The organism is Phocoenobacter uteri (assembly GCF_900454895.1).
GTDB lineage: Bacteria > Pseudomonadota > Gammaproteobacteria > Enterobacterales > Pasteurellaceae > Phocoenobacter > Phocoenobacter uteri.
Window position 1 is genome coordinate 292,318 of the sequence record NZ_UGTA01000001.1, and the last position, 25,246, is coordinate 317,563.

The window sequence follows — 25,246 nt, forward strand, 5'->3', positions numbered from 1 at the left end:
AATAGGAGAAAATTATGAGCAATTTTTTATCAAAAACATTTGGTGGATTATCACGAGCTTACTACATCAGACAATTTTTATTTGGTTTGATTTTTTGTGTGATGTTGGGAAGTGGTGTATTTTCAACAGGAAAAATGGATCAAATTATTGCAAGTACTATTGGTTGTTTGGTTTTAAATATACTTTATCCTTATTCTCGTTTTGTTTATGAGAGTGCGGTCAACTATATTATGGGCGAAAATGCTTTTTTTACAGATATTAAACTATTTCTAATTATTAAATTTATTACAATGTTTATTTGCTGGGCTTTTTCATTTGCGATTGCTCCAATCGGCTTGGCTTATCTTTATTTCTATCACTCCAAGCAAGAAAAAGAATTAGCAAAATCAGAGTAAAATTTGTTAATGCCATTCAATAAACAAGCGGTCATATTTTGTAAAAGATTTGCAAAATATGACCGCTTTAATCATTGTTAAAAAAGAATTAGAATCCTTCTTTTAAGCTCACTGTTAAGTTAAATACTAAATGATCTTGTGAACTGTCTTTACTGTCTAAGCAGTAGTAACCTTCACGCTCAAACTGATAACCTACGCCCACTTTTGCGTCCGCTAATGATTTCTCAACAAAACCATTTTTTACCACTAATGATTCAGGGTTTAAAACTGCATTCACATCTTCTTCTGCACCTGGATTCGGCACAGTGAATAAGCGATTATAAACTCTGAATTCAGCAGGTTTGTTGTTGGTTGCACTTACCCAGTGGATTACACCTTTCACTTTACGACCGTCTGCTGGATTTTTGCCTAAGGTTTCAGGATCGTAAGTACAGAAAATGGTAGTAATGTTGCCGTTTTCGTCTTTTTCAACACGTTCTGCTTTAATTACATAGGCATTACGTAAACGCACTTCTTTGCCTAACACTAAGCGTTTATATTTTTTGTTTGCTTCTTCACGGAAGTCTGCTTCATCAATATAAAGCTCACGTCCGAATGGCACTTCACGGCTACCCATTTCTTCATTTTGTGGGTGGTTTGGTGCGTTTAAGATTTCTTCATCGCCCTCAAAGTTTTCAATAATGACTTTAACTGGGTTGATAACCGCCATTGCACGTGGTGCGTTGGTGTTTAAATCATCACGGATACAAGCTTCTAACGCACTGTACTCCACCACGTTATCTTGTTTAGTTACACCGATGCGGTGGCAGAATTCACGCAATGAAGCAGGGGTATAACCACGACGACGTAAGCCTGAAATGGTTGGCATACGAGGGTCGTCCCAACCGTCCACGATTTTATCTTCCACTAATTTTAATAATTTACGTTTTGAGGTTAGCGTACCTTCTAAATTTAAACGAGAAAATTCGTACTGATGAGGTAGCGGTCTTTCAATTGAAATATTTTCTAACACCCAGTCATAAATACGGCGGTTATCTTGGAATTCAAGGGTACAAATTGAGTGTGTGATACGCTCAATCGCATCAGAAATACAGTGAGTAAAATCGTACATCGGATAAATGCACCATTTATCGCCTGTTTGGTGGTGGGTTGCAAATTTCACACGATAAAGCACAGGATCACGCATAACCATAAATGGTGATGCCATATCCACTTTAGCACGTAAACACGCTTTACCTTCGGCAAATTCACCGTTTTTCATCTTTTCAAATAAGGCTAAATTTTCTTCTACGCTACGATCACGGTATGGGCTATTTTTACCTGCTTCGGTTAATGTACCACGATATTCACGCATTTCATCAGGCGATAACTCATCAACATAAGCTAAACCTTTTTCGATCAATTCAATCGCATAGCCATAAAGAGCATCAAAATAATCTGACGCATAATGAATATCACCGTGCCATTTAAAACCTAACCATTCCACATCTTCTTTGATTGAATCCACATATTCCACATCTTCTTTGGTTGGGTTTGTGTCATCAAAACGTAGATTACATAACCCTTTATAATCCTGAGCAAGCCCAAAGTTTAAGCAGATCGATTTTGCGTGACCGATATGTAAATAACCGTTTGGTTCTGGTGGAAAACGAGTATGAACTTGAGTATGTTTGCCTGACGCTAAATCTTCATCAATAATATGGGTAATAAAATTTGCTCTTGTATTTGTTTCCGCTGTTAAACTTTCGTTGCTCATCTCTTCATTGCTCATTTGGGTAACCTTGCCTTAAAAAATAGTAAAAAAATAGTAATCTTGTTATTTTACACAATTTAGGAATTAACTCAATCCATCCGTAAAATAAGCGGTTGGATTTTGGGGAGAATTTGCAAATTTTTAGGAATAAAAAAGTGAGCTTATGCCAAACTCACTTTTTTATAATTAGTTATTTCATTTTGTTAGGTTTAGATAACAAAATTTTTACATCAGGATCATCAATAAATTTTTTATATCCGCTATAAATCAATTTATTTACGTCATTGATAATAGATTGCAAAGTTATAGTAAATTTACTTACTCTCAAAGGATCAGCCATATAATCTTTATCTAATTTGATTGTACTATTTTGATCAATAATCTTATAATTGATTGTGTAATTCCAATCTACATTGAACCCAAGATCATCAGCTTTGAATTTTTTTATTTTTCCAACTATTGTTAGATTTCCTTTACCAAATTCAACTCCTGATCTTTCTAATTCAATAAAAGTGCCTCGTTGAACTAATTCAGCAATATTTCCTTCTAAATATATATTACCTACTGCTGTATTTTCAATTTGATTACTTCTAACTCTACCTTGTTCAAAAGGAATATAGCTAAATACACCAATATTAGCTTGTCCATTTATCTTGGTTGTAATGCCTTCATATTGTGGAGTATAAGATGCAACAGGTAAACGAGCACAACCTACTGTAAAAAATATGCTTAAATATACAATCCATTTTTTCATAAATTCAAACCTCTTCAAATTTTAAATTAAATAAAAAGAGATAGCACTATTGCACTATCTCTTCGCCATAATTTCTATTTTTTAGATGGATTATTTCCTCTACCACCACCAGAAGGATTACCAGTACGGCTAGGCCAATTTGGGTTACTTTGTCCAGTTTTATTAGTCATAAAAGCTCCTTAATAAAAAATAGTTAATAAAAATGGTTTTTATAAAACCAGCAGAATTGTACAAAAAAAAAACAATTCGGCAACAGTGTTTTTATTACTAATTTGTATGAATTTTATTAAGATAATGCTCTATGTTCTTATTATTTTTCCTTCCCACCAATCCAAACTTTGACTTCTTTTAAGTCTGTTTGCCATTGAGAATTTAACGTGCTAATCCAATTTTCGATATTTTGCTCCCATTGATCGCCAGTATCCACTTGGGAAAGTTGGGCGATTTCTTGGAGTTTTGATAATCCGACAGAAGATAACGCCCCTTTGATTTTATGGGCTTCTTGGGTGATGAATTTTCTACTTTCTGCGGTATTTGTGTTTAACCACGCTTGATGATAATTCGTGAGGTTTTGCATATAATTTGGCATTAGCTCACTGAATAAATCAATATTTTTAAGCAGTGCATTTTTGCCCATAATATCTAAAAACTCTTGTAAAATTAGCGGATCAAAACATAACTCTTGTGTTGGTTTCTGTTCGATAAGCGGTTCAATTTTATGATCATTTTGCAAAAAATCATCCGCAAAGTAAGTGTTTAAACAGTGTGATAAATCTTCAATAGAAAGCGGTTTACGCAACACATCGTCCATTCCTTTTTGCTGATATTCCTCTTTGGTATGCATCACGTTTGCGGTTAAAGCAACCAAAATTGGCAAGTAATCCATTTTGTCATTTTCATAATCATCAATCAGATTTTTTGCAATGTCAAAGCCAGTGGTGTCGGGCAGTTGAATATCAAGTAAAATCAGATCGTAATTATTCTGTTTGATGAGAGGATAGGTTTCTGCCCCTGACATCGCCACATCAACGTGACACCCAAATTTAGCCAATACGGCACGAGCAACCACGACATTCACCTCAATATCTTCAACTAATAGTACGCGTAAATTATGGTGCTGAATATTTTGGGTTTGTTGCATTGTGGTTTCTTCCGCTTGGATTGATAGCGTAAAGGTCGCCCCTTTGCCTTCTTCACTTTCAACGGTTAAATCGCCATTCATTAGCAGCGCGATCGTTTTAGAAATCGCTAAACCGATGCCGCTTCCTTGTGCTTTTTTATCGCAACTTTGGACTTGATAGAACATCGTGAAAATTTTGCTCTGTTCTGCTTTTGGAATGCCAACCCCTGAATCTTTTAAGCTAAAACTAAATTTATTGGCACTTTGGCGAGAAATCGTTAAATGAATATCGCCATTTGGTGGGGTAAATTTGACGGCATTATTGACTAAATTCCACAAAATTTGACTTAAACGTGTGTTATCAACAGTAATAAATTCAGGCAAGTCATCATCATAACTAATCTGAAATTTAATCTTTTTTTGCCCCGCCATAATTTTAGCAAAGTGGGTAATATTATTGATAATATCTGAAAAAGCGACTTGGGTTGGCGATAGCTCAATACGTTGGCTGTCAATTTTTTCAAGGTCGATAATATCGCTAAAAATATGCCCTAACGAGATCGCACTAATGTTGATGGTTTGAATGTAATCGTGTTGTTGTTTGGTTAGATTGCTTTCTAACAGAATTCGGCTTAGCCCAATAATGCCGTTTAAAGGCGTTCTTAATTCGTGGCTGATGGTTGCCATTAGTTCGGTTTTATGTTGATTATTTTTTTCAATGATTTCTTTATAGATAGAAAGATCGTGAAAAGATCGTTCTAATTTTATACGTGATTTTTCAAGGCGTTCCACAATTAAATTGAAAAAATAGAGTACAAAAGGGGCAGAAATTAAACCGAAAATAATTGAACGCAGAATATCTTGCGGATTGATATGCCCAGTAAAAACCATACTCAGCAAGCATTGTACAAAAATGGCAGAAACGGCGAGAACGAAAAAGCCGAGAATAGCAGATTTTACACGCCCTAATCGTAATACCCAGTTAATATATCTTTGGTTGTAATGTCTGATGTTTGTCATTGTTTTTCCTACTAAAATGAGATGGGCAAAGTTTATCACAATCAAGGTTAGTTTTTGAATTTAAAAAATTTTATAAAAAAAGAATATTTTAGTATTGACATTTAGCAATCTAGACGGCTAGAATGCTATTCAACGATTCAGGTTTAGGAAAGCAAAATTATGATAACACTGGAAAATGTCAGCAAAGAATTTGAGGTCAAAGGAAAAACCATAAAAACCATAAAAGCCTTAAATGATGTCACGCTGAATGTCCCAAAAGGCACGATTTATGGCGTGATTGGTTCATCAGGTGCGGGGAAAAGTACCCTTATTCGTTGCGTAAACTTATTAGAGCGTCCAACTTGTGGCAAGGTTGTGATTGGCGATAAAGAATTAACCCAATTAAAAGAAAGAGAGCTGATTTTAGCTCGCCGTAAAATTGCGATGATTTTTCAACACTTTAATTTATTGTCATCTCGTACCGTGTTTGAAAACGTGGCATTGCCGTTGGAATTAAGTCATCTTTCAAAAGATCAGATTAAAAATAAAGTAAACGATCTGTTGGAATTAGTGGGCTTGGCGGATAAAAAAGAGGCGTATCCAAGCAATTTATCGGGTGGGCAAAAACAACGTGTCGCGATTGCTCGTGCGTTAGCTAATGATCCAGAAGTTTTATTATGTGATGAGGCAACCAGTGCGTTAGATCCAGCCACGACACAATCCATTTTAGAATTATTAAAAGAGATCAACACACGTTTAGGGCTAACCATTTTATTGATTACCCACGAAATGGAAGTGGTAAAACGTATTTGTGATCGTGTGGCGGTGATTGATAAAGGCGAATTGATTGAAACAGGCACAGTAAGTGAAGTGTTCTCTAATCCAAAAACGGCATTGGCAAAACGCTTTATTGCTTCAACCTTTCATAATGAATTGCCACAGGAATATTTGGACAGATTACACCCAAACCCTGATGATAAATCAGAACCGATTATTCGTTTTGAATTTACAGGGAAATCCATTGATGCACCGTTGCTTTCACAAGCCTCTAAACAATTTGGGATCGATTTTAGTATCTTAATGTCACAAATTGATTACGCTGGTGGGGTGAAATTTGGTTTTGTGATTGCCGAAGTTGTGGGCGAACACGAGAAAATTTTACAAGCAAAAGAATTTTTAAGAGAACATAAAGTCAAAGTTGAGGTACTCGGTTATGTGGAATGATTTTTTAAATGAATTAACCCCAAAAATGTGGGAATTAGTGGCAAGCTCAACTTTTGAAACCATTTATATGGGCTTTGTTTCAACGGCAATCGCGATTATTGTGGGCTTACCACTGGGATTTTTAGCTTTTTTAACGGGCAAAGAACAGATTTTAGAAAATGCACTGTTAAACAAAGTGCTTGATGTGGTTATCAATATTGGGCGTTCAATTCCGTTTATTATTTTACTTGTCGTCTTGTTGCCTTTTACTCGCTGGGTGGTTCACACCACGCTTGGCACAACGGCAGCAATCGTGCCACTGAGTGTGGCAGCCATTCCATTTTTTGCACGCTTAACGGCTAATTCATTATTAGAAGTGCCAGCAGGCTTAACGGAAGCCGCAAAATCAATGGGGGCAACAAATTGGCAAGTGGTAACAAAATTCTATTTACCAGAATCATTGCCAAGTTTAATCAATGGCGTGACCTTAACCTTAGTGTCGTTAATTGGTTATTCTGCAATGGCTGGGGCTGTGGGCGGTGGTGGCTTAGGCAACCTTGCTATCAGCTACGGAGAGCATAGAAATATGATCTACGTAAAATGGCTGGCGACCATCATTATCGTGTTAATCGTAATGATCAGTCAAAAACTCGGCGATCGTTTAGCTGAAAAAGTCGATCATCGCTAATTATCAAACAAAAACACAACATAAAATCATAAAAAACAATAAGGAGAAATGATGAAAATTTCAAAAGTTTTAGGCGTAGCAGCATTAGTATCTGTTTTTGCATTAACAGCGTGTAATGATGAGAAAAAATCAGAGCAAGCACAGGGCAACACTATTAAAGTAGGCGTAATGTCAGGTCCTGAACACGAAGTGGCGGAAGTGGCTGCAAAAGTGGCTAAGGAAAAATACAACTTAGATGTTGAGTTTGTTTTATTCAATGATTACGCTTTACCAAATACTGCAACGTCAAAAGGCGATTTAGACGCAAATGCGTTCCAGCATAAACCTTACTTAGAGAAAGAATCTAAGGAAAAAGGCTTAAATAATTTGGTGGCAGTCGGCAATACCTTTGTTTATCCGCTAGCGGGTTACTCTAAAAAAGTGAAAACCCTTGCTGAGTTAAAAGACGGAGCGGTGGTAACTGTACCAAACGACCCAAGTAACTTAGCTCGTGCGTTGATCTTATTAGAAAAACAAGGCTTAATTAAATTAAAAGACAACACCAATTTATTTGCGACATCAAACGATATCGTTGAAAATCCTAAAAATCTACAAATTAAAGAAGTTGATGCCTCTTTGGCGGCTCGTGCATTAGATGATGTGGATTTAGGCATTATCAACAGCGGTTACGCATTGCAAATCGGCTTAAACGCACAGGATCACGGTGTGTTTGTTGAAGGGAAAGATTCGCCTTATGTAAACCTTGTGGTTGCTCGTACGGACAACAAAGACAGCAAAGCGGTGCAAGATTTTGTCAAAGCCTACCAAACCGAAGAAGTGTATAACAAAGCACGTGAATTCTTCAAAGATGGCGTAGCGAAAGGCTGGAACTAGTTTTTTACAAATAAGAGATTTTCTGTTGAAAGCATAGAATCATCTTTTATATTTCAATGGTCAAAAATCAATTTTTGACCATTTTTCTATTTAATTATCAATCATCTACTTTCTTCAAAAGAATAGGTTAATATAAAGAAAAAATTTATAATAACAAGCAATTTTTAATAACCTTGTATTAACAATATTCACCTTATTTTTCATAAAGAAAAAATATAGAAAAAACGGCAAAATAATAATAACTTTTTTGTATGTTTTTTGATTTTCAAATGAATATTTATTTATTTTTTATTGTTTATATTCAAAGGATTATCTTTACTAAATTTTATTTATAATTATAATTTATATTGTCTTTATAACTAAAGATCTCAATTTTTTAAATGGATTTATTTGAGTTTTTTTATTCTCAGGAGAGGGTTTTCTATAAGGATAAAATAATATGAATAAAATATATAAAGTGATTTTTAATAAAACCACTCAAACCTTTATAGCTGTTTCGGAATTAACAAGAGGCAGAACAAAATCTCAAACATCAACTCATCTTCAAACTTCCTCATCTTCAAACTTCCTCATCTTCTCATTCTTCACCCACACAAGCGGTTACATTTTTTCCAAAATTTACAAAAATTGCGTTAATTGTATCAATGCTGTTTAGTGCAGGCACGGCGATGGCGACGCTTACTGATGATGAGCAAGCCGAGTTAAATGCACTTAAAGCAAAAGTTCAGGAGCTTGAACAAGTAAAAGAACAATTAGAAAAACTAGTAAAACTAGCCAGTAACCTCGAACTATCCGATCCTACAATGATTGCTATTGTGAACCCACACTCTCAGTTTCACGCATATACATACGATGGTGATCAAGATTCGACGATACTTGGTGGGGAAAAAACACATAAAATCACTCAGATTGATGGTCGATCTTCTGCCATTGTGGGAGGGATGAACAATAGTATATCCCGAAAATATTCTTTTATTGGTGGTGGTAATAAAAATTTAATACGTGACGGAGATGAACCTTATATTGGTACTACTGACATCTTCGAATATGATGATATGGGAAATTTACTCTTTGATGAGTATGATCCTCTGCGACCACGATACCAATCAATTTATACTCAAAATGTTGGTTCAACCATTGTTGGAGGATACAACAATATAATTAAAACTGGTGGTGGCGGTTTTATTGGCGGTGGTGCAGGAAATGTAGTAACTGGGGCATATTCTGCAGTACTTGGTGGCGTAGGGAATAGAACAAGTGGTTCCTATGCTGTTGCTATGGGGGAAAGCACCTTTGCTGATTCTTCAGCTGCTACGGCGATGGGGATACGAACAAGAGCCGCTGCTCATGCTTCTACCGCAATAGGGAAACAGACACTTGCTGGTGGTTTATATACCTTAGCAGCGGGTTTTGATACTAGTGCGTGGGGGGAAGCATCAATGACGACAGGATTGCATGCTAGAACGTTAGGTGACTATTCTATGGCGATGGGAAATTGGGCAACAACCTTTGGCCACAACTCAATGGCAATAGGAGAGGCCTCCGCTTCAGTAGGCAGAGCATCAATAGCAAGAGGTATGGAGTCTCTTGCTTATGGAACAGCTTCTACAGCAAGTGGAGTAGAAACTATCGCAGGAGGGGATGTTTCTACAGCATTAGGGCATTCAACTGAAGCATTAGGGGATACTTCAACGGCATTTGGGGCACATTCCCTTGCTATTGGTTCAGGATCAATTGCGGGGGGGGGGGATTGGTGTTCTTATACCTATGCCTGCACCACCGGTGATAATGCATAGAGCTATTGCTGGTTTGGGGGGCTATGTTGACCCCAGATACCATGCTGATCAAATATTTCACTCAATCAAAAAAGGTGGAACAGCTTATACTCCCGGTTCAATTGCTTTAGGTCTTGAGACAGTCGCAGGTAAAATAACATCACCTAAAACTGAGTTTGGTATTCTGGGTGGATTGAGTCAAAGAGGCGTATTTAAAGAAATTATTGAAGATTTTGCTGCAAGTAAAGGCATTATACTTGAACACCGTGTAACAGAAAGTATGGCTATTGACGTTCATGAGCGTAAGTCTGAAGATGGGGCAGAAGAGGTATTCTGGGAGTTAGAACAGAAGCTAGATAAACCTCTACTGAGAGAGCTGTCTGTTTTTATGCTTAATAGTCAAAAAACATATGACAAAGGTATTGATTTATTGGAACCACTCACTCGAAAAGGTGAATTTAAAAAAATCATTGAGGAGTTTGCGACACTGAAGCGTATTGAACTTAAGACACCACTGAATGATGAGATGTCTGCAGACCTTCATGCACAAACTTTTCAGGGAGGATCTAGAGCTGTGATTGAGGAGCTATCTAAATCAGTTCCTGAGTTTTATTACAACTTAATGGAATATCTAGAAATGGAAAGTTATTCACCAATTGTCGGCTCTCTACTACCGAAGCAGATAAGCAATGCAGGTGCATTATCTGTACTTAGTAAAAAAGGTGAATTTAAAAAAATTATTGACGAATTTGCTGCAAGCAAAGGTATCTCACTTGATGTGCCAGTAACAGATGAGATGTCTTTGAATGCCTATACACTTGAGGCTGACGAGGAAGTAATAGCTATATTGAAAAACCTATCTGATAAGTTAGGTTTACCGACTCCTGAAGAAGTAAATAAAGAATTGGCTAATTTTATCGTTAGCTCTGGAAGATGGGATGCTAAGCTCGGTATATTAGATGTATTGGGGCAACCAGGTACCTTTAAAAAAATCATTGATGCATTTGTTGCAAGTAAAGGTATTTCACTTCGTACAGAAGTGACAGAAGATATGGCATTGGGTTTAGAATATGGTCGTGTTTCGGATGAAACGATGGCGGTTTTGGATGAACTGTTTGATAGTATGCCTAATCCATTAGGAGAACTTGCTAATTTCATCTTCAACACAAAAATGATGGGTGAAGAAGCGGTGGCTGTGGGTTATCGTGCTAAAGCTCTTGAAGATAAAACCCTTTCACTAGGTTTTGATGCTGTGGCTAACCACGCTAAATCGGTGGCACTGGGTAGTGAAGCCGAAACAAAAGCATTTGCAGACGTGAATGAGGTTACCGTAGAGGGCATCAAATATGGCACTTTTGCCGGCGAACCTGATGGCGTGCTTTCTATTGGTAAAAAAGGAAAAGAAAAACAAATTGTGAATGTGGCAGCGGGGGCTATTTCAGCTGAGTCAACCGATGCAATCAATGGTTCACAACTGTTTGCTACCCAAAAAGTGATCGGAAACGTGGCAAATTCTGTCAAAACTATTTTTGGTGGAAATACTCAGTTAGGTGAAGGCGGCATACTGACTTTCAACAATATTGGTGATACAGGACAAACCACCATTCACGATGCGATCAAGTTTAATAAAGATTCTATTTTAGCCCTCTCTTCTGTACCATTCTTTAGTGGCGGTCATTCTTCAAGTGATACTTATACTCAAGGTCAAAAAGTGAGTGATTTCGACTTGAAAAAACTAGCCTTTGATTTTGGTGACGGCTTAAAAGTTGAGAAAAAAATTAAAGATGATCAAGAAATTGCTTTAATTACGCTTGATAAAGAGGCACTAAAAAATGATCCGAATTTTAAAGGTGACAAGGGTGATCCAGGTCAAGCTGGACGTGACGGACGCGATGGCGTTGCTGGACAAAACGGTGCTGACGGACAAAATGGTCAATCCGCTTACGACATTTGGAAAGAGGAAACTGGCAATGATAGTAAATCAAAAGCAGAATTCCTCGCTTCATTGAAAGGTGAAAAAGGCGATCCAGGTCAAAACGGACGTGACGGAGCAGCTGGAAGAGATGGTCAAGCTGGTACAGCAGGAAGAGACGGTACTAACGGACAAAACGGCAAATCCGCCTATGATATCTGGAGAGAGAAAAACGGCAATGGCAGTAAGTCAGAAGACGATTTCCTCGCTTCATTGAAAGGTGACAAAGGTGATACTGGCGAAACTGGTCAAGCTGGTCGTGACGGACGTGACGGTGCTGCTGGACAAAATGGCCAATCTGCCTACGAAATTTGGAGAGGCAAAAATGGCAATAATGATAAATCGGAAGATGAGTTTCTAGCCTCATTAAAAGGTGAAAAAGGCGATCCAGGTCAAAACGGACGTGACGGTGCACCAGGAAGAGATGGTCAAGATGGTACAGCAGGAAGAGACGGTACTAACGGACGAGACGGTAAATCCGCCTACGACATCTGGAAAGAGGAAGCAGGTAATGGAGATAAATCCAAAGAGCAATTCCTTGCTTCATTGAAAGGTGAAAAAGGCGATACTGGTGAAACTGGCCAAGCTGGTACAAATGGTCGTGACGGACGTGATGGACGCGATGGAAAATCCGCTTATGAAATTTGGAGAGATAAACAAGGTAATGAGCGTAAGTCCAAAGACGACTTCCTAGCCTCACTAAAAGGTGACAAGGGTGATACTGGTGAAGCTGGTCAAGCAGGTCGTGATGGACAAGACGGTGCTGCTGGACAAGACGGTGCTGCTGGACAAGATGGTAAATCCGCCTATGACATCTGGAAAGAGGAAACTGGTAATACTGATAAGTCAAAAGAGCAATTCCTTGCTTCATTGAAAGGTGAAAAAGGAGATACTGGCGAAAGAGGACCTGCGGGACGTGACGGACGCGATGGTCAAGATGGTGTTGCTGGAAATGGACAAAATGGTCAAAACGGTAAATCCGCCTATGATATCTGGTTGAAAAAAGATGGCAATAAGGGTAAATCGGAAGACGACTTCTTAGCCTCATTAAAAGGTGACAAGGGTGATACTGGTGAAACAGGTCAAGCTGGTGCAAATGGTCGTGATGGACGTGATGGAAAATCCGCTTATGAAATTTGGAGAGATAAAAAAGGTAATGAGCGTAAATCCAAAGACGACTTCTTTGCTTCATTAAAAGGTGAAAAAGGCGATACTGGAGCAGCTGGTCAGGATGGACGTGACGGTCAAAACGGTACAGCTGGAACTAATGGACAAGACGGTAAATCTGCTTATGACATTTGGAAAGCTAAAAATGGCAACACCAATAAATCAGAAGAAGAATTCCTTGCTTCATTAAAAGGTGAAAAAGGTGATACCGGAGCAGCTGGTCAAGACGGACGTGATGGTCAAAATGGTACAGCAGGAACTAACGGTAAATCTGCTTACGAAATTTGGAAAGCTAAAAATGGCAACACCAATAAATCAGAAGAAGATTTCCTTGCTTCATTAAAAGGTGAAAAAGGCGATACCGGAGCAGCTGGTCAAGATGGCTCAAACGGCGTTAACGGACAGAACGGTAAGTCAGCCTATGAAATTTGGAAAGGAAAAGCAGGCAACGCTGGTAAATCAGAAGAGCAATTCTTAGCTGAATTAAAAGGTCAAGATGGACGTGATGGAGCAAATGGCGTTAACGGAGAAAACGGTAAGTCAGCCTATGAAATTTGGAAAGGAAAAGCAGGCAATGCTGGTAAGTCAGAAGAGCAATTCTTAGCTGAATTGAAAGGTCAAGATGGACGTGATGGATCAAATGGCGTTAACGGAGAAAACGGTAAGTCAGCCTATGAAATTTGGAAAGGAAAAGCAGGTAACGCTGGTAAATCAGAAGAGCAATTCCTTGCTGAATTGAAAGGTCAAGATGGACGTGATGGTGCAAACGGCGTTAACGGACAGAACGGTAAGTCAGCCTATGAAATTTGGAAAGGAAAAGCAGGTAACGCTGGTAAATCAGAAGAGCAATTCCTCGCTGAATTGAAAGGTCAAGATGGACGTGATGGCTCAAACGGCATTAACGGACAGAACGGTAAGTCAGCCTATGAAATTTGGAAAGAGAAAGCCGGTAATTCTGGTAAATCAAAAGAGCAATTCCTCGCTGAGTTGAAAGGTCAAGATGGATCAAATGGCGTTAACGGAGAAAACGGTAAGTCAGCCTACGAAATTTGGAAAGGAAAAGCAGGCAACGCTGGTAAATCAGAAGAGCAATTCCTAGCTGAATTAAAAGGTAAAGACGGTAAGGATGGCGTTAATGGAAAAGATGGTAAATCTGCTTATGAGATTTGGAAAGGCAAAGCCGGTAATGCGAATAAGTCAGAAGATGAATTCCTAACCGAACTGAAAGGACACAATTCGGCATTAGTTACATCTGCGTCATCAAGAGTTGAGTTTGATAAGATCTCTATTGGTCGTATTGGTAACAAAGGCAATGGTGCTATTACTCTTTCTAAAAATAGTATAACTGTTAAAGAAGGGGTTAAGATGAATATCAATATGGGGGGCAATAGAATCCAAGGCGTGGCGAGAGGTCAAGCACCTGGCGATGCAGTGAATGTTTCTCAACTTAATGAAGTTAAGGAGTCAATCACAAATATCGAAAATAAAGTCGGTAGTATTGAAAAATATACGAAGGCTGGTATCTCATCTGCAATGGCAACAGCGGGATTACCTCAGGCTTACCTAGCGGGTCATAGTATGGTGTCAGCTGCTGGATCTACTTATAAAGGTGAAACCGGTCTTGCAATTGGTCTTTCAACTATTTCAGATAGTGGTAAATGGATCATTAAAGGATCGATCAACTCAAGCTCTAGCGGAGATGTTGGTGCAACATTCGGTGCTGGATACCAATGGTAAATAAAAAAGTAAGATAGTCTCTTATTTTATGAGCTAATCCCCTCTGGTTTCGGAGGGGATTATTTTTTAGTTCGATTTTAACGGTATATTTTCAAGCAATTTAACTAATAATTCCCAATAAATTTTGACTGATGGAATATGCACTTTTTCATCAGGCGAGTGAGGGTAGCGAATGGTTGGGCCGATGGAAACCATATCAATATGCGGATAATTTTGTTTTAAAAAGCCACATTCAAAGCCTGCGTGAACCACTTTTATTTTTGTCTCATCACCGAGTAATTTATCATAAACGTGCTTGGTTATTTTAGTGATATTGGAATTAAGATCGGGTGTCCAACCTGCATAATGTCCAAAATAATCCAGTTCTGCCCCGACTAATTCTGCTAAGGATTGTAGCTTGTCTTGAATTTCCAATCGACCACTGTCAAACAAAGTACGAATCAGAATAATCGCACAAACTTGATTATTTTCAGTTTTTAACACGCCAGTACTTAATGAACTTTCTGTTACACCGTCAAAATGATCACTTTTACGTATTAAGCCATTGGGTAACAGTGTTAATGCGTGGATTACATTGTGCGTTGAATTAGATGTAAATATTTGCTTACTTTGTGTTTTAGACGATATTTCTTCAATGAGAAAATGTAACTTAGGCTCAGCAATCGCAAGCTCTTTTTGTAACATAGCTTCAAAATTTTTGATATAAGCGGTCATTTTTTTTCGATCTTTTGCAAAAAATGCTAAAAAAATCACCGCTTCACGAGGTATCGCATTATGAGCATTTCCTCCTTGAATATCAATAAGTTGAAAATCAAAATGCTGTTTTAATGCCATTAAAAAACGAGCCATTAGTTTAATCGCACTGGCTTTTGTGGTGTGGATATCAAAGCCTGAATGCCCACCGCTTAGCCCTTTGAGAGAAAGCTGAATCCCATCATCAAATCGATTGGTTTCGTATTGAAGAGGAATATTAAAACTCACGTTTGTGCCTGCCGCACAGCCGATATAAATTTCGCCAATATCTTCGGTGTCAGTATTGATTAAAATATCCCCCTGTAACCAATCCTTACGCAATAGCATTGCCCCTCGCATTGAGGTTTCTTCTTCTACGGTCAGCAAAATTTCCAAGTTGGGGTGAGCAATATCGGTGCTTTCTAACAACGCTAAACAGGATGCCATACCAATGCCATTATCAGCTCCTAAGGTTGTATTTTGGGCGGTTACCCAGTCGCCATCAAGATAGGGCTGAATAGGGTCTTTGTGAAAATCGTGATTTGTGCCGTCATTGGATTGATGCACCATATCAATATGAGCTTGAATAATCACCGTTTGGCGATTTTCCATTCCTTGCGTTGCAGGTTTACGGATCAGCACATTTCCGACTTCATCACGCTCCACAAAAAGCGAACGAGATTTTGCCCAATCAACAATAAAACAAGCAAGTTGTTCTTCATAATAGGAGGGGTGGGGAATCGCACAAATGCGGTCAAACCATTGCCAGAGCAAGGTTGGCTGAAGCTTGGCTATGTCTGTCTGTTTGATGTTGTGATGCATAATATTTCTCATTATTAGAAGCGTTGGATAACAAGGATTATAGTCAATATTTTATAAAATAGAACCGTTTTATCATTGTGGTAAAACAATATAATTTGTTCCGAAGCGGTCATTTTTTTATGAAAATTTGCAAATTCTCGCACTAATATATGATTTTAATTTTGTCATAATATTTGGTCTATATGAAAAGCCGTTGCCCTGAATTGATGGAGTGGAGAGCGAATTATTCGCTAAGAGGGTATGTATGCAAAATTACGGCAATTTACGAGGATAGCTCGTCGGACTTGTTTTTTATGGTGAGTGAAAAAGAATATAATTCCTATCCTAAGCGGTCATTTTTTTGTGAAAATTTGCAAAATATGACGCTTATTTTTATGTTTGGATTTCATTCATTTGTATAAGGAGTATACCTTGAAAAGAAAACATTCTGCTTTGTTAAAAGCAACATTTGTCACTACTTTATTTGCCTCTCTTTCAACTTCAGTTATTGCTAAAAATCCACTATTAAATGCCAATAATGATGATGGCATTCATTTTATGGTCGGTGCGGGCGTATTATCTGAAAATTCGCCTTATAAGAAAAAAGCAAAGTTCAAACCACAATTTACTGGAACGATGAGTTGGAATAATTTTTTTATAGATACGAGTAGCGTTGGTTATGATTTTAGCGATATGATTGGAAATGATGATTTTGAATTATCTACCCATATTTCTTACCAAGCGGGTATGGAGTTTCCTAAGAATGATAAATTTGAGGGTTTAAAACGTAAAAGCTATGTGGATTTTGGTCTTGAGGCAGGTTATCAAATCGGTGATATATTGACTTTAGGAATGCGAGTTTCTAAAGATATTTCTCATCGCCATAAAGGCTGGGGAACAACTCTGGGGGTAAGCCAGTTTGTTACCATCGGTTCAATGATACTTCAAGGGCAGGTTGGTGCTGAATATGAAAATGATAAATTGAGTCAGTATCGTTATGGTGTGGCAGACAGTGAAGCGACAGTGCATAGAAAAGCGTACAATGCAAAAGGAAGTTGGAGCAGTGTGGCTCAAGTCTCAGCTATTTATCCTATCAATGATCATTCAATGATTGTTAGCTCGTTAGACTACAAAAAACTTTCTGATAAGATCAAGAAGAGTCCTTTGGTTGAAGCTGATCATATTTATCAAGTAGGTGTGAGCTATTTGTATAGTTTTTAGTAATAGGTATAAAAAATAAGGCATCATTAAGATGCCTTATTATTATCAATTTGAGATAAATTTAGTTTTATTTTTCACGACTTAAATCAATATAGTAGCGAGCAAAACCATTTTCATCTGTTCCCATTTGTTTCATTGGGTAACGACTGTTAGTTTCAATGAATTTCGCTGCTTTTTCACTTGGTGAGCTTTCTACCATAATTTTTAAATCAGGTGTGTTGATAAGTTTAAAGCTCCAGTTTTTATCTGCTGATGGCGAAATTTGACCTTTCTCTTTTGATACGCGACGAATGTAGTCAGCAACCACTGTGCGGTTTTCATCAGGTGATGAGAATGCAAGGTGTGCTTTATCCGTTCCAGCAAATTTTCCACCAAAGGCACGATAGTTATTGGTTGCCATTAAGAATTCTTGTTTTGGATCGATCGCTTTACCTTTATAAGTCAGGTTTACAATACGTTGTGCATTTTCATTTTGAAGTTTGCAATTTCCGTCATAACGTTTTGGTTGCGTTACATCAATTTGATAATTCACGCCGTCAATCACGTCAAAGTTATAACTTCTGAAACCGTCATAATCTAACAGTGCTTGCTCATTTTTATTGGTTGGATCGATTTGGTGGAACATACCCGCAGAGCATTCTAACCACTCTTTTAATTCTTGACCGTTAATTTTTAATACGGTCAAGGTGTTTGGATACAAGTATAAATCCGCTGCATTTCTGAATGTTAATTTACCTTTTTCTACTTCGGTATAGTTGGTTGGATCGTTTTTACGTCCACCAGTTTTAAACGGTGCTGCCGCTGATAATACAGGGATATTTGCTAAGTTTGCATCGCCTTGAACAAAGCGTTCAACGTAATCTTTTTGTGCTAAGTTGACAATTTGAACTGTTGGATCATCTTGTACAAGGGCTAAGAAAGAGTACATTGGTGCGTCAGATTCGCCCACTGGTTGGTTTACGAAATCACGCGTGCCTTTGTGATCTTCTGCAATCACGTCACGTAAATGCTGTTCGCCTTCTACTAATGCTTTACGCTCTTTTTTATTGTAAATCGCACGTGTTGTTGCTTTTCCGTCTTTCACTTCCCATTTGCCTGAATCGTTAGAAAGAGTTAAATCAACCACACCAATATGGCTTCCCCAACGTCCTGGCATTACAGCAGGTACGCCGTTGATTGTGCCTTTTTCAATGTCTGCATTTGGGATGTTAGCAAAATCAGCACTTGGGAATACCGCGTGAGAGTGTCCGAATGTGATCGCGTCAATGCCTTTTACGTCAGCAAGGTATGCCGCTGAGTTTTCTGCTTTTTGAGAATGTTTTTGTGATGAAACACCAGAGTGTGGGATAGCGATAATGACATCTGCACCTTCGGCTTTCATTTTTGGTACTAATTCTTCGGCGGTTTCTTTGATATCTTTAACGGTCACTTTGCCGTCTAGATTTTTCTTATCCCACACTAAAATTTGTGGTGGTACAAAACCGATATAACCGATTTTAACGGTTTGTTCATTGCCTTTTTGATCTTTAAATTTATGTTCTTTGATAACATAAGGGGTGAATAAGTGCTTACCTGTTTTTGCGTCAAATACATTTGAGTTCACATAAGGGAAGTTTGCCCCTTTTAGAGAGTTCATTAAATAATCTAAACCATAGTTAAACTCGTGGTTACCGATATTTGCTGCGTCATAATTAAGTTCGTTCATCACTTTATAAACTGGGTGGATAGAACCTTCTTTCACGCCTGTTGCCGCAACATAATCCCCCATTGGGCTACCTTGCAATAAATCGCCATTATCAACAAGTACACTGTTTGCAACTTCACTGCGAGCTTGTTTAATTAAAGAAGCAGCACGAACTAAACCAAGATCGGACGCTGGCTGATCACGATAATAGTTATAGTCCATAATATTGGTGTGTAAATCCGTTGTTTCGATAATACGCAAATCTAAGGTTTCAGCGTAGGCTGTACCAAACATCGCAAGGGTTATTAGGGCTAATGGTTTTAATGTTGTTTTCATAACTTCTCCGTATCAAACATTGAGGATAAAAAAGGGTGAATTGAATTCAGGAGAGGATTTTATACTTTAAATAAGGGAAAAAGCTATCTTTTCTATATAAGATTGTGTGAGAAAGATCACAAAATTAAAAAATAGTTGTTAAGAAGGGTAAAAATATAGCAATTTCAAGGTGGTATGTTGTTATTTTTGTTGCTATCCCCTCAAAATTAGAACAATTTTAAGGGGAAAATAAGCAAGGTTTATTGTGCTTTATTGATTAAAAATTGGGTTAAAAGTGGTACAGGGCGACCTGTTGCCCCTTTTGCTGCACCTGATTGCCACGCTGTTCCCGCGATATCTAAGTGAGCCCAAGTGTAGTTTTCGGTAAAGTTAGACAAGAAAATTCCCGCTGTGATTGCACCACCCGCACGGCTACCCACGTTTGCCAAATCCGCAAAGTTAGATTTTAAATCATCTTGATATTCTTCATTCATCGGTAAACGCCAAGTATAGTCGTGAGCTTGTTTTGAGGCGTTAAGTAGTTGATCCACAAATTGATCGTCTTTTGAGATCAAGCCAGTATTTACGTGACCTAAACCAACCACACAAGCACCTGTTAGGGTTGCGATGTCGATCACACATTCAGGTTCAAAACGTTCAACATAGGTTAATGCGTCACAAAGTACAAGGCGACCTTCGGCATCCGTATTTAATACTTCAACGGTTTTTCCTGACATTGTGGTTAGAATATCACCCGGGCGATAAGCCTTGCCATCAGGCATATTTTCACATCCTGCTAATACACCAATAACGTTGATCGGTAATTGCAATTCAGCAACAGCTTTCATTGTACCGTAAACCGATGCCGCACCGCCCATATCGTATTTCATTTCGTCCATTGCCGCAGAAGGTTTAATTGAGATACCGCCTGAGTCAAAAGTTAAACCTTTACCCACTAACACGATAGGTTTTGCGTCAGGATTTGGGGCATTTTTATATTCGATAATTGACATATAAGCTGGGTTTTCAGAACCACGAGAAACGGCTAAATAGCTGTTCATTTTTAGCTCTGCCATTTGGGTTTCATCAACAATAGTAGTACTGATTTGAGAATATTCGCTGTCTAATCCTTTTGCTAATTCTGCAAGGTAGGCTGGGTTACACACATTTGGTGGGCAGTTTGCGACATTTTTTGCAAATTTTACCCCTAATGCGACCGCTTGTGCGTGTTGAATCGCTTTTTCTGTTTCAGCGAGATTTTCACTGTTAAAACAGAATTTTGCTAATTGCGTTGGTTCTGCTTTGGTGCTTTTGAATTCATCATAGTCGTATAAGGCTTCTGAAATGCTTTCAATCGCAAAACGTACCGCCCAATATTCATTACGATCTTTGATTTCAATATCATTTAATAATAAATGGATATGTTGTGCAGTGGTGCTTTTTAAGGTTTGTACAACCGCTTTAATGATTTTTTTGTACTGGGTTTCATTTAAAGGGGCTTTTTTACCACAACCCACTAATAATAGGCGAGTAAAAGGTTGATTTGGGGTATGAACAAGCAATGTTTCAGCCAGCTTTCCTTTAAAATCGCCACTTTTAAGTAAATCAGATAAATAGTGAGCTGTTGCTTGATCGACTTTTTCAGCATTTACTGAGAATTCCGCATTTTCATAAATTCCAACCACAAGGCAGTCGGTTTTTTGAGTAACATTTAAGCTTTCTGAATGAAATTTCATTGTATTTTCCTTATTTATTTTTGTTCGGAAGTAAAAGTATTCTTTTTATACTAAATTGCAAGTAGAAAATGAATCTTAGCGATTTTTATTATGAATAATTTAAGGGATAAGTACAAGGTTTCCCTTTTACTTTCATCATAAAGCGTAATTATTATCATCGGTTTTATTATAAATTATCATCTTGTTTTGATGTGTTTTTGCTCGGCTGAGAAATAAAACCGCTTAAAAACTGATATAGAACAATAAAAGGGCATTTATTTTTAGATACTAGATGATTTTATTAGTAATTTATTTATCATATTTGAAATAGGTTATCTATTTGTTTTTAATGAGAATTTTTCTCATTGTTGTTTTATATAAAATTTTTTATGGGGTGATTATTATGACTAAACTTAGAAGATCGTTATTAACATTAACGATTGCAGGGTTTACTTTCTTTTCTATGCAGAATGCTTTTGCAGCAGATTCAGAATATACGACAAAAAGTGGTAAAAAACCTGTTCCAGCAGAAGAACTCGCGAAAGCGAATGACATTCAAATTCAAGCAAAAAATGAGCAGTTTGCTGAAAAATATCCTAAACAATACAATTCTTGGTACAAAACTTCAGAAAGCACCGAAGCGACTCCAGCGATTGAAGAAGATCCTCGAATGATTGTTTTATGGGGCGGTTATTTATTCTCTCACGAATATAACAAACCTCGTGGTCACTTTTATACGGTAACAGATGTGCGTAATATTTTGCGTACAGGTGCACCTCGTTCAGACAAAGATGGTCCAATGCCAATGTCTTGCTGGACCTGTAAAGGTCCTGATGTACCACGTTTAATTGCTAAATGGGGTGAAAAAGAATATTTTTCAGGAAAATGGTTCAAAGCGGGGAGTGAAATCGTCAACTCTGTGGGTTGTGCAGACTGTCACGACACTCGCTCTAAGGAATTTGCCGAAGGTAAACCAAGTTTAAATATTGCTCGTCCACACGTTTTACGTGCATTAGAGGTGATTGGTCAAGATTTTGATAAATTAGACAGAGACGGCAAACGCACCGCAGTATGTGCTAACTGTCACGTTGAATATTATTTTGATCCAAAAGCAGTAAATAACGTTGTGTTCCCTTGGTTTAATGGTACAGATGTAGATAGCATGGAAAAATACTATGATGACATTAAATTCAAAGACTGGACGCACTCTATTTCAAAAGCACCAATGTTAAAAGCACAGCACCCAGATTTTGAAATTTGGTCAATGGGTATGCACGGTAAAAATGGTGTAACTTGTATCGATTGCCATATGCCTAAAGTGAAAGGTGCAGATGGTAAAGTATATACCGACCATCAAATTGGTAATCCATTTGATGCCTTTGAAAGCACTTGTGCAAACTGTCACGATCAAAGTAAAGAAAAATTACAAGCTATCGTGAAATCACGTAAACACGATGTTCAAGAATCAAGAATTAAATTAGAAGATCAACTTGTGAAAGCACACTTTGAAGCGAAAAAAGCGTGGGAAGTGGGTGCAACAGAAGAAGAAATGAAAGAAGCATTACAAGCAATTAGACACGCTCAATGGCGTTGGGATTACTCAGCAGCAAGTCACGGTGGTCATATGCACGCTCCTGATGTGTTATTGAAAGTAATCAGCTCTGGCTTAGATCGTGTTGCTGATGCAAGAAGTGCCTTAGCAGTTGTTTTAACTAAACACGGTGTTGAATTGCCAATTCAAATTCCAAACATTGATACCGCAGAACAAGCGTGGAAAGCAATGGGTATTGATATTGAAAAACAACGTGCGAAAAAAGCAGCGTTCTTAAAAGAAGTTATCCCTCAATGGAATAAAAAAGCGTTGGAAAATGGCCTAATTGATACATTGCCACCAGCGAAATAATGTAAAAGGAATCGCACTTTTATTACGATTAAATAATAATTTAATCGTTATTTAGAGAATAAAGGTGCGATATATAAATTCAACATTGAGGTAATAAAAATGACTTTTAATTTAAAATACTTTCTACAAAAAATAGTATGTGTAACATTATTACTTTTTGTTTTGCCTGCTTATGCAAGTGAATCGTTGAGTTTTGAGCCACAGCTTGAAAATCAGCGAGATCCAAATCAATATTGTGCGAAATGTCATAAATTTGATAGCAATGAAACCCAAAATGGTGGGGAATTTCATTTAGGAAAATTTCACGGTAAGCATTTATCCCAAGTAAGCCCTAATTCAGGTAAACCAATCACTTGTGTAAGCTGTCACGGCAATATATCAGAAGATCACCGTAAAGGTGTGAAAGATGTAATGCGTTTTCAATCTGATATTTTCTCACAGAAAAATAAAGCATCAACAATGTACACCGTTGAAGAGCAAAATCAGGTCTGTTTTGCTTGCCATAATCCAGATAAATTACGTGAAAAATTATGGGCTCACGATGTTCACGCAATGAAATTACCTTGTGCAGCTTGTCATACATTGCACCCTGAAAAAGAGGCAATGGTTGGCATTGAGAAAAAAGCACAAGTTAAACTTTGTGTGAGTTGTCATAGTAAACAACAGCAACAGCGTACGACAATTCAGCACGCACCGTTGAAATCACATTGAGAGGGCAGAAAATGAGTGAATGTTCTCGCAGAAAATTTATGGGAGGCGTGGGAGCGTTACTGGTAACCAGTAGCGTAGTTGCCACGTTACCCAGTAAACAAAAGAAAGAAACGGGCAAGCCAATACGCTATGCAATGTTACACGATGAACAAAAATGTATCGGTTGTACCGCTTGTATGGATGCTTGCCGTGAAACCAATCACGTGCCAGAAGGCGTTTCTCGTTTAGAAATTTTCCGTACCAAAGTGGGCGGCGAATTTCCTGATGTGAAATATGATTTTTTCAGACAATCTTGCCAACACTGTACTGATGCACCTTGTGTTTCAGTTTGCCCAACAGGTGCATCATTTGTTGAGAAAGAAACGGGGATTGTTGATGTAAACAAAGATTTATGTATCGGCTGTCAATATTGTGTGGCTGCCTGTCCTTATCGTGTACGTTACGTTAATCCAATCACGAAAACCATTGATAAATGTAACTTCTGTCGTGATACAAATTTAGCACAGGGTAAATTACCTGCTTGTGTTGAAAGCTGTCCGACAAAAGCATTAACCTTTGGCGATGTGAATGATCCGAACAGTGAAATTTCAATGAAATTAAAAACAATGCCAACTTATCGTACAAAAGTATCCTTAGGTACAAAACCTAATTTATACCACGTACCAAGTAAATATGGGGAGATAAAATAATGAGTAGTCCATTTCATTTCCCTTCACTTGTTTGGGGCGAAAGTATCGCAATTTACCTATTTTTATTAGGTATTTCAGCTGGCGGAACGATGATTTCAATCTTATTAAAACGTCGTGGTTTGTTAGGCGAAAATTTAGCAGAAAGTAATATTTTACGTTGTAATGCGATTTTAGCCCCTGTAACCATAATGATCGGGTTAATTTTATTGATTTTCCACTTAGTGCGTCCGTGGACATTTTGGTATTTAATGTTTAATTATCAACCGCATTCAATAATGTCTATTGGGGTAATGTTATTCCAAGTGTATATGGCAATGCTATGTTTGTGGATTGCGATTATCTTTAAAGATCTGATTTTATCTATCGTGAGAAAAATCGTTCCTAAATTAGAAAATTTTGTAGCTAAGGCGATTGATTTCTTTGCTAGATTTAATTCAGTGATTGAAACCATTTTATTATTGGTTAGTATCGCATTAGGGGCATATACAGGGTTCTTATTATCTGCATTAGTCAGCTATCCAATGTTGAATAATCCTGTGTTACCAATTTTGTTCTTAATTTCAGGAACATCATCAGGTATTGCGGCGATTATGCTATTTACCCTATTATTTACGAAAGAAAAAACAACCTCAAAAGCAATGAGCTATTTACATTCCCTTGAATTTCCAGTGGTATGTAGCGAGCTATTCTTATTGTTTGCCTTTTTCTTTGGTTTATATCTTGGTGGCGGACAAAAAACCGTATCAATGTACACAGCCATTGGTGGTGGATTCTGGTCTTATGTATTTTGGAGCGGTGTGGTAGGAATTGGTTTAATTTTGCCGTTAAGTTTAACCTTAATTGCGAATGAAAAACTAAAACATCAACGTAAATTTATCTACTTAACCACAGGCTTAACTCTGTTAGGCGTGCTTTGTTTACGTTTCTTTATTTTATATGCAGGTCAAATGACCTTAGCATAAATTAAAAATAGTATAAACCTATCATTCTTTTAGATATGATAGGTTTATTTATTTTATATTATAGTAAATTAAATTGA

18 protein-coding genes are annotated in these 25,246 nt (G+C 37.6%); 12 read left to right on the plus strand and 6 right to left on the minus strand.

Translation table 11 applies throughout. The features are described 5' to 3' along the window. Positions 1-14: 14 nt before the first annotated feature. Positions 15-395 (plus strand): hypothetical protein, encoded by a 381-nt coding sequence (locus DYE60_RS01370; RefSeq protein WP_115314843.1) that lies wholly within the window; start codon positions 15-17, stop codon positions 393-395. An 88-nt stretch (positions 396-483) separates the two neighbouring features. On the opposite strand, the gene glnS is transcribed toward DYE60_RS01370, so the two are convergent. From glnS to DYE60_RS01385, 3 genes are all read right to left on the minus strand, one after another. Further along, on the minus strand, positions 484-2,151 hold the full coding sequence (gene glnS / locus DYE60_RS01375) for a glutamine--tRNA ligase (RefSeq protein WP_115316400.1): 1,668 nt from the start codon (positions 2,149-2,151) through the stop codon (positions 484-486). A gap of 187 nt (positions 2,152-2,338) precedes the next feature. Continuing rightward, positions 2,339-2,902, minus strand: a complete 564-nt coding sequence (locus DYE60_RS01380; RefSeq protein WP_115314844.1) for an integrase — start codon at positions 2,900-2,902, stop codon at positions 2,339-2,341. A gap of 310 nt (positions 2,903-3,212) precedes the next feature. Further along, positions 3,213-5,042: an ATP-binding protein gene (locus tag DYE60_RS01385; protein ID WP_115314845.1), complete on the minus strand. Its 1,830-nt coding sequence runs from the start codon at positions 5,040-5,042 to the stop codon at positions 3,213-3,215. Between the two features lie 159 nt (positions 5,043-5,201). Between DYE60_RS01385 and metN the strand changes: the two genes are divergently transcribed. The 6 genes from metN (at position 5,202) to DYE60_RS10365 (ending at position 14,436) form a co-directional block, all read left to right on the plus strand. Continuing rightward, positions 5,202-6,245, plus strand: a complete 1,044-nt coding sequence (gene metN, locus DYE60_RS01390) for a methionine ABC transporter ATP-binding protein MetN (RefSeq protein WP_115314846.1) — start codon at positions 5,202-5,204, stop codon at positions 6,243-6,245. Beyond that, positions 6,235-6,912 carry a methionine ABC transporter permease gene (locus DYE60_RS01395; RefSeq protein WP_115314847.1) on the plus strand — a complete coding sequence of 226 codons (678 nt, stop codon included), beginning with the start codon at positions 6,235-6,237 and terminating at the stop codon, positions 6,910-6,912. Before metN ends, DYE60_RS01395 begins: the two co-directional genes overlap by 11 nt. Before the next feature lie 51 nt (positions 6,913-6,963). Next, on the plus strand, positions 6,964-7,785 hold the full coding sequence (locus DYE60_RS01400) for a MetQ/NlpA family lipoprotein (RefSeq protein WP_115314848.1): 822 nt from the start codon (positions 6,964-6,966) through the stop codon (positions 7,783-7,785). A gap of 439 nt (positions 7,786-8,224) precedes the next feature. Then, entirely contained in the window at positions 8,225-8,440 is a 216-nt protein-coding gene (locus DYE60_RS10405; RefSeq protein ID WP_115314849.1) for an ESPR domain-containing protein, read from the plus strand. Next, the gene (locus DYE60_RS01410; RefSeq protein WP_115314850.1) at positions 8,430-9,581 is read left to right on the plus strand and encodes a hypothetical protein; all 1,152 of its coding nucleotides are present in this window, start codon (positions 8,430-8,432) and stop codon (positions 9,579-9,581) included. Before DYE60_RS10405 ends, DYE60_RS01410 begins: the two co-directional genes overlap by 11 nt. Next, complete coding sequence (locus DYE60_RS10365; RefSeq protein ID WP_172460346.1) at positions 9,574-14,436, plus strand: YadA-like family protein; 4,863 nt, start codon at positions 9,574-9,576, stop codon at positions 14,434-14,436. The genes DYE60_RS01410 and DYE60_RS10365 overlap by 8 nt, the downstream gene beginning before the upstream one ends. A gap of 66 nt (positions 14,437-14,502) precedes the next feature. Here the strand turns inward: DYE60_RS10365 and DYE60_RS01420 are convergent, their stop codons facing one another. After that, complete coding sequence (locus DYE60_RS01420; protein ID WP_245942665.1) at positions 14,503-16,002, minus strand: aminoacyl-histidine dipeptidase; 1,500 nt, start codon at positions 16,000-16,002, stop codon at positions 14,503-14,505. Positions 16,003-16,401: 399 nt separating this feature from the next. Here DYE60_RS01420 and DYE60_RS01425 point away from each other — a divergent pair, with 399 nt between their 5' ends. After that, the gene (locus DYE60_RS01425) at positions 16,402-17,190 is read left to right on the plus strand and encodes a MipA/OmpV family protein (protein WP_115314853.1); all 789 of its coding nucleotides are present in this window, start codon (positions 16,402-16,404) and stop codon (positions 17,188-17,190) included. 67 nt (positions 17,191-17,257) lie between these two features. Here the strand turns inward: DYE60_RS01425 and DYE60_RS01430 are convergent, their stop codons facing one another. After that, the gene (locus DYE60_RS01430) at positions 17,258-19,210 is read right to left on the minus strand and encodes a bifunctional 2',3'-cyclic-nucleotide 2'-phosphodiesterase/3'-nucleotidase (RefSeq protein ID WP_115314854.1); all 1,953 of its coding nucleotides are present in this window, start codon (positions 19,208-19,210) and stop codon (positions 17,258-17,260) included. A 239-nt stretch (positions 19,211-19,449) separates the two neighbouring features. Then, positions 19,450-20,925 (minus strand): leucyl aminopeptidase, encoded by a 1,476-nt coding sequence (locus tag DYE60_RS01435; RefSeq protein ID WP_115314855.1) that lies wholly within the window; start codon positions 20,923-20,925, stop codon positions 19,450-19,452. A gap of 382 nt (positions 20,926-21,307) precedes the next feature. Here DYE60_RS01435 and nrfA point away from each other — a divergent pair, with 382 nt between their 5' ends. The 4 genes from nrfA to nrfD all read left to right on the plus strand — a co-directional run bounded on the left by nrfA (position 21,308) and on the right by nrfD (position 25,169). Further along, positions 21,308-22,807, plus strand: coding sequence for an ammonia-forming nitrite reductase cytochrome c552 subunit (gene nrfA / locus DYE60_RS01440; protein ID WP_115314856.1), 1,500 nt, complete (start codon positions 21,308-21,310; stop codon positions 22,805-22,807). A 99-nt stretch (positions 22,808-22,906) separates the two neighbouring features. Then, positions 22,907-23,518 (plus strand): cytochrome c nitrite reductase pentaheme subunit, encoded by a 612-nt coding sequence (gene nrfB / locus DYE60_RS01445; RefSeq protein WP_115314857.1) that lies wholly within the window; start codon positions 22,907-22,909, stop codon positions 23,516-23,518. An 11-nt stretch (positions 23,519-23,529) separates the two neighbouring features. Continuing rightward, entirely contained in the window at positions 23,530-24,207 is a 678-nt protein-coding gene (nrfC, locus tag DYE60_RS01450) for a cytochrome c nitrite reductase Fe-S protein (RefSeq protein ID WP_115314858.1), read from the plus strand. Next, complete coding sequence (gene nrfD / locus DYE60_RS01455) at positions 24,207-25,169, plus strand: cytochrome c nitrite reductase subunit NrfD (protein ID WP_115314859.1); 963 nt, start codon at positions 24,207-24,209, stop codon at positions 25,167-25,169. Before nrfC ends, nrfD begins: the two co-directional genes overlap by 1 nt. The last annotated feature ends 77 nt before the right edge of the window (positions 25,170-25,246 follow it).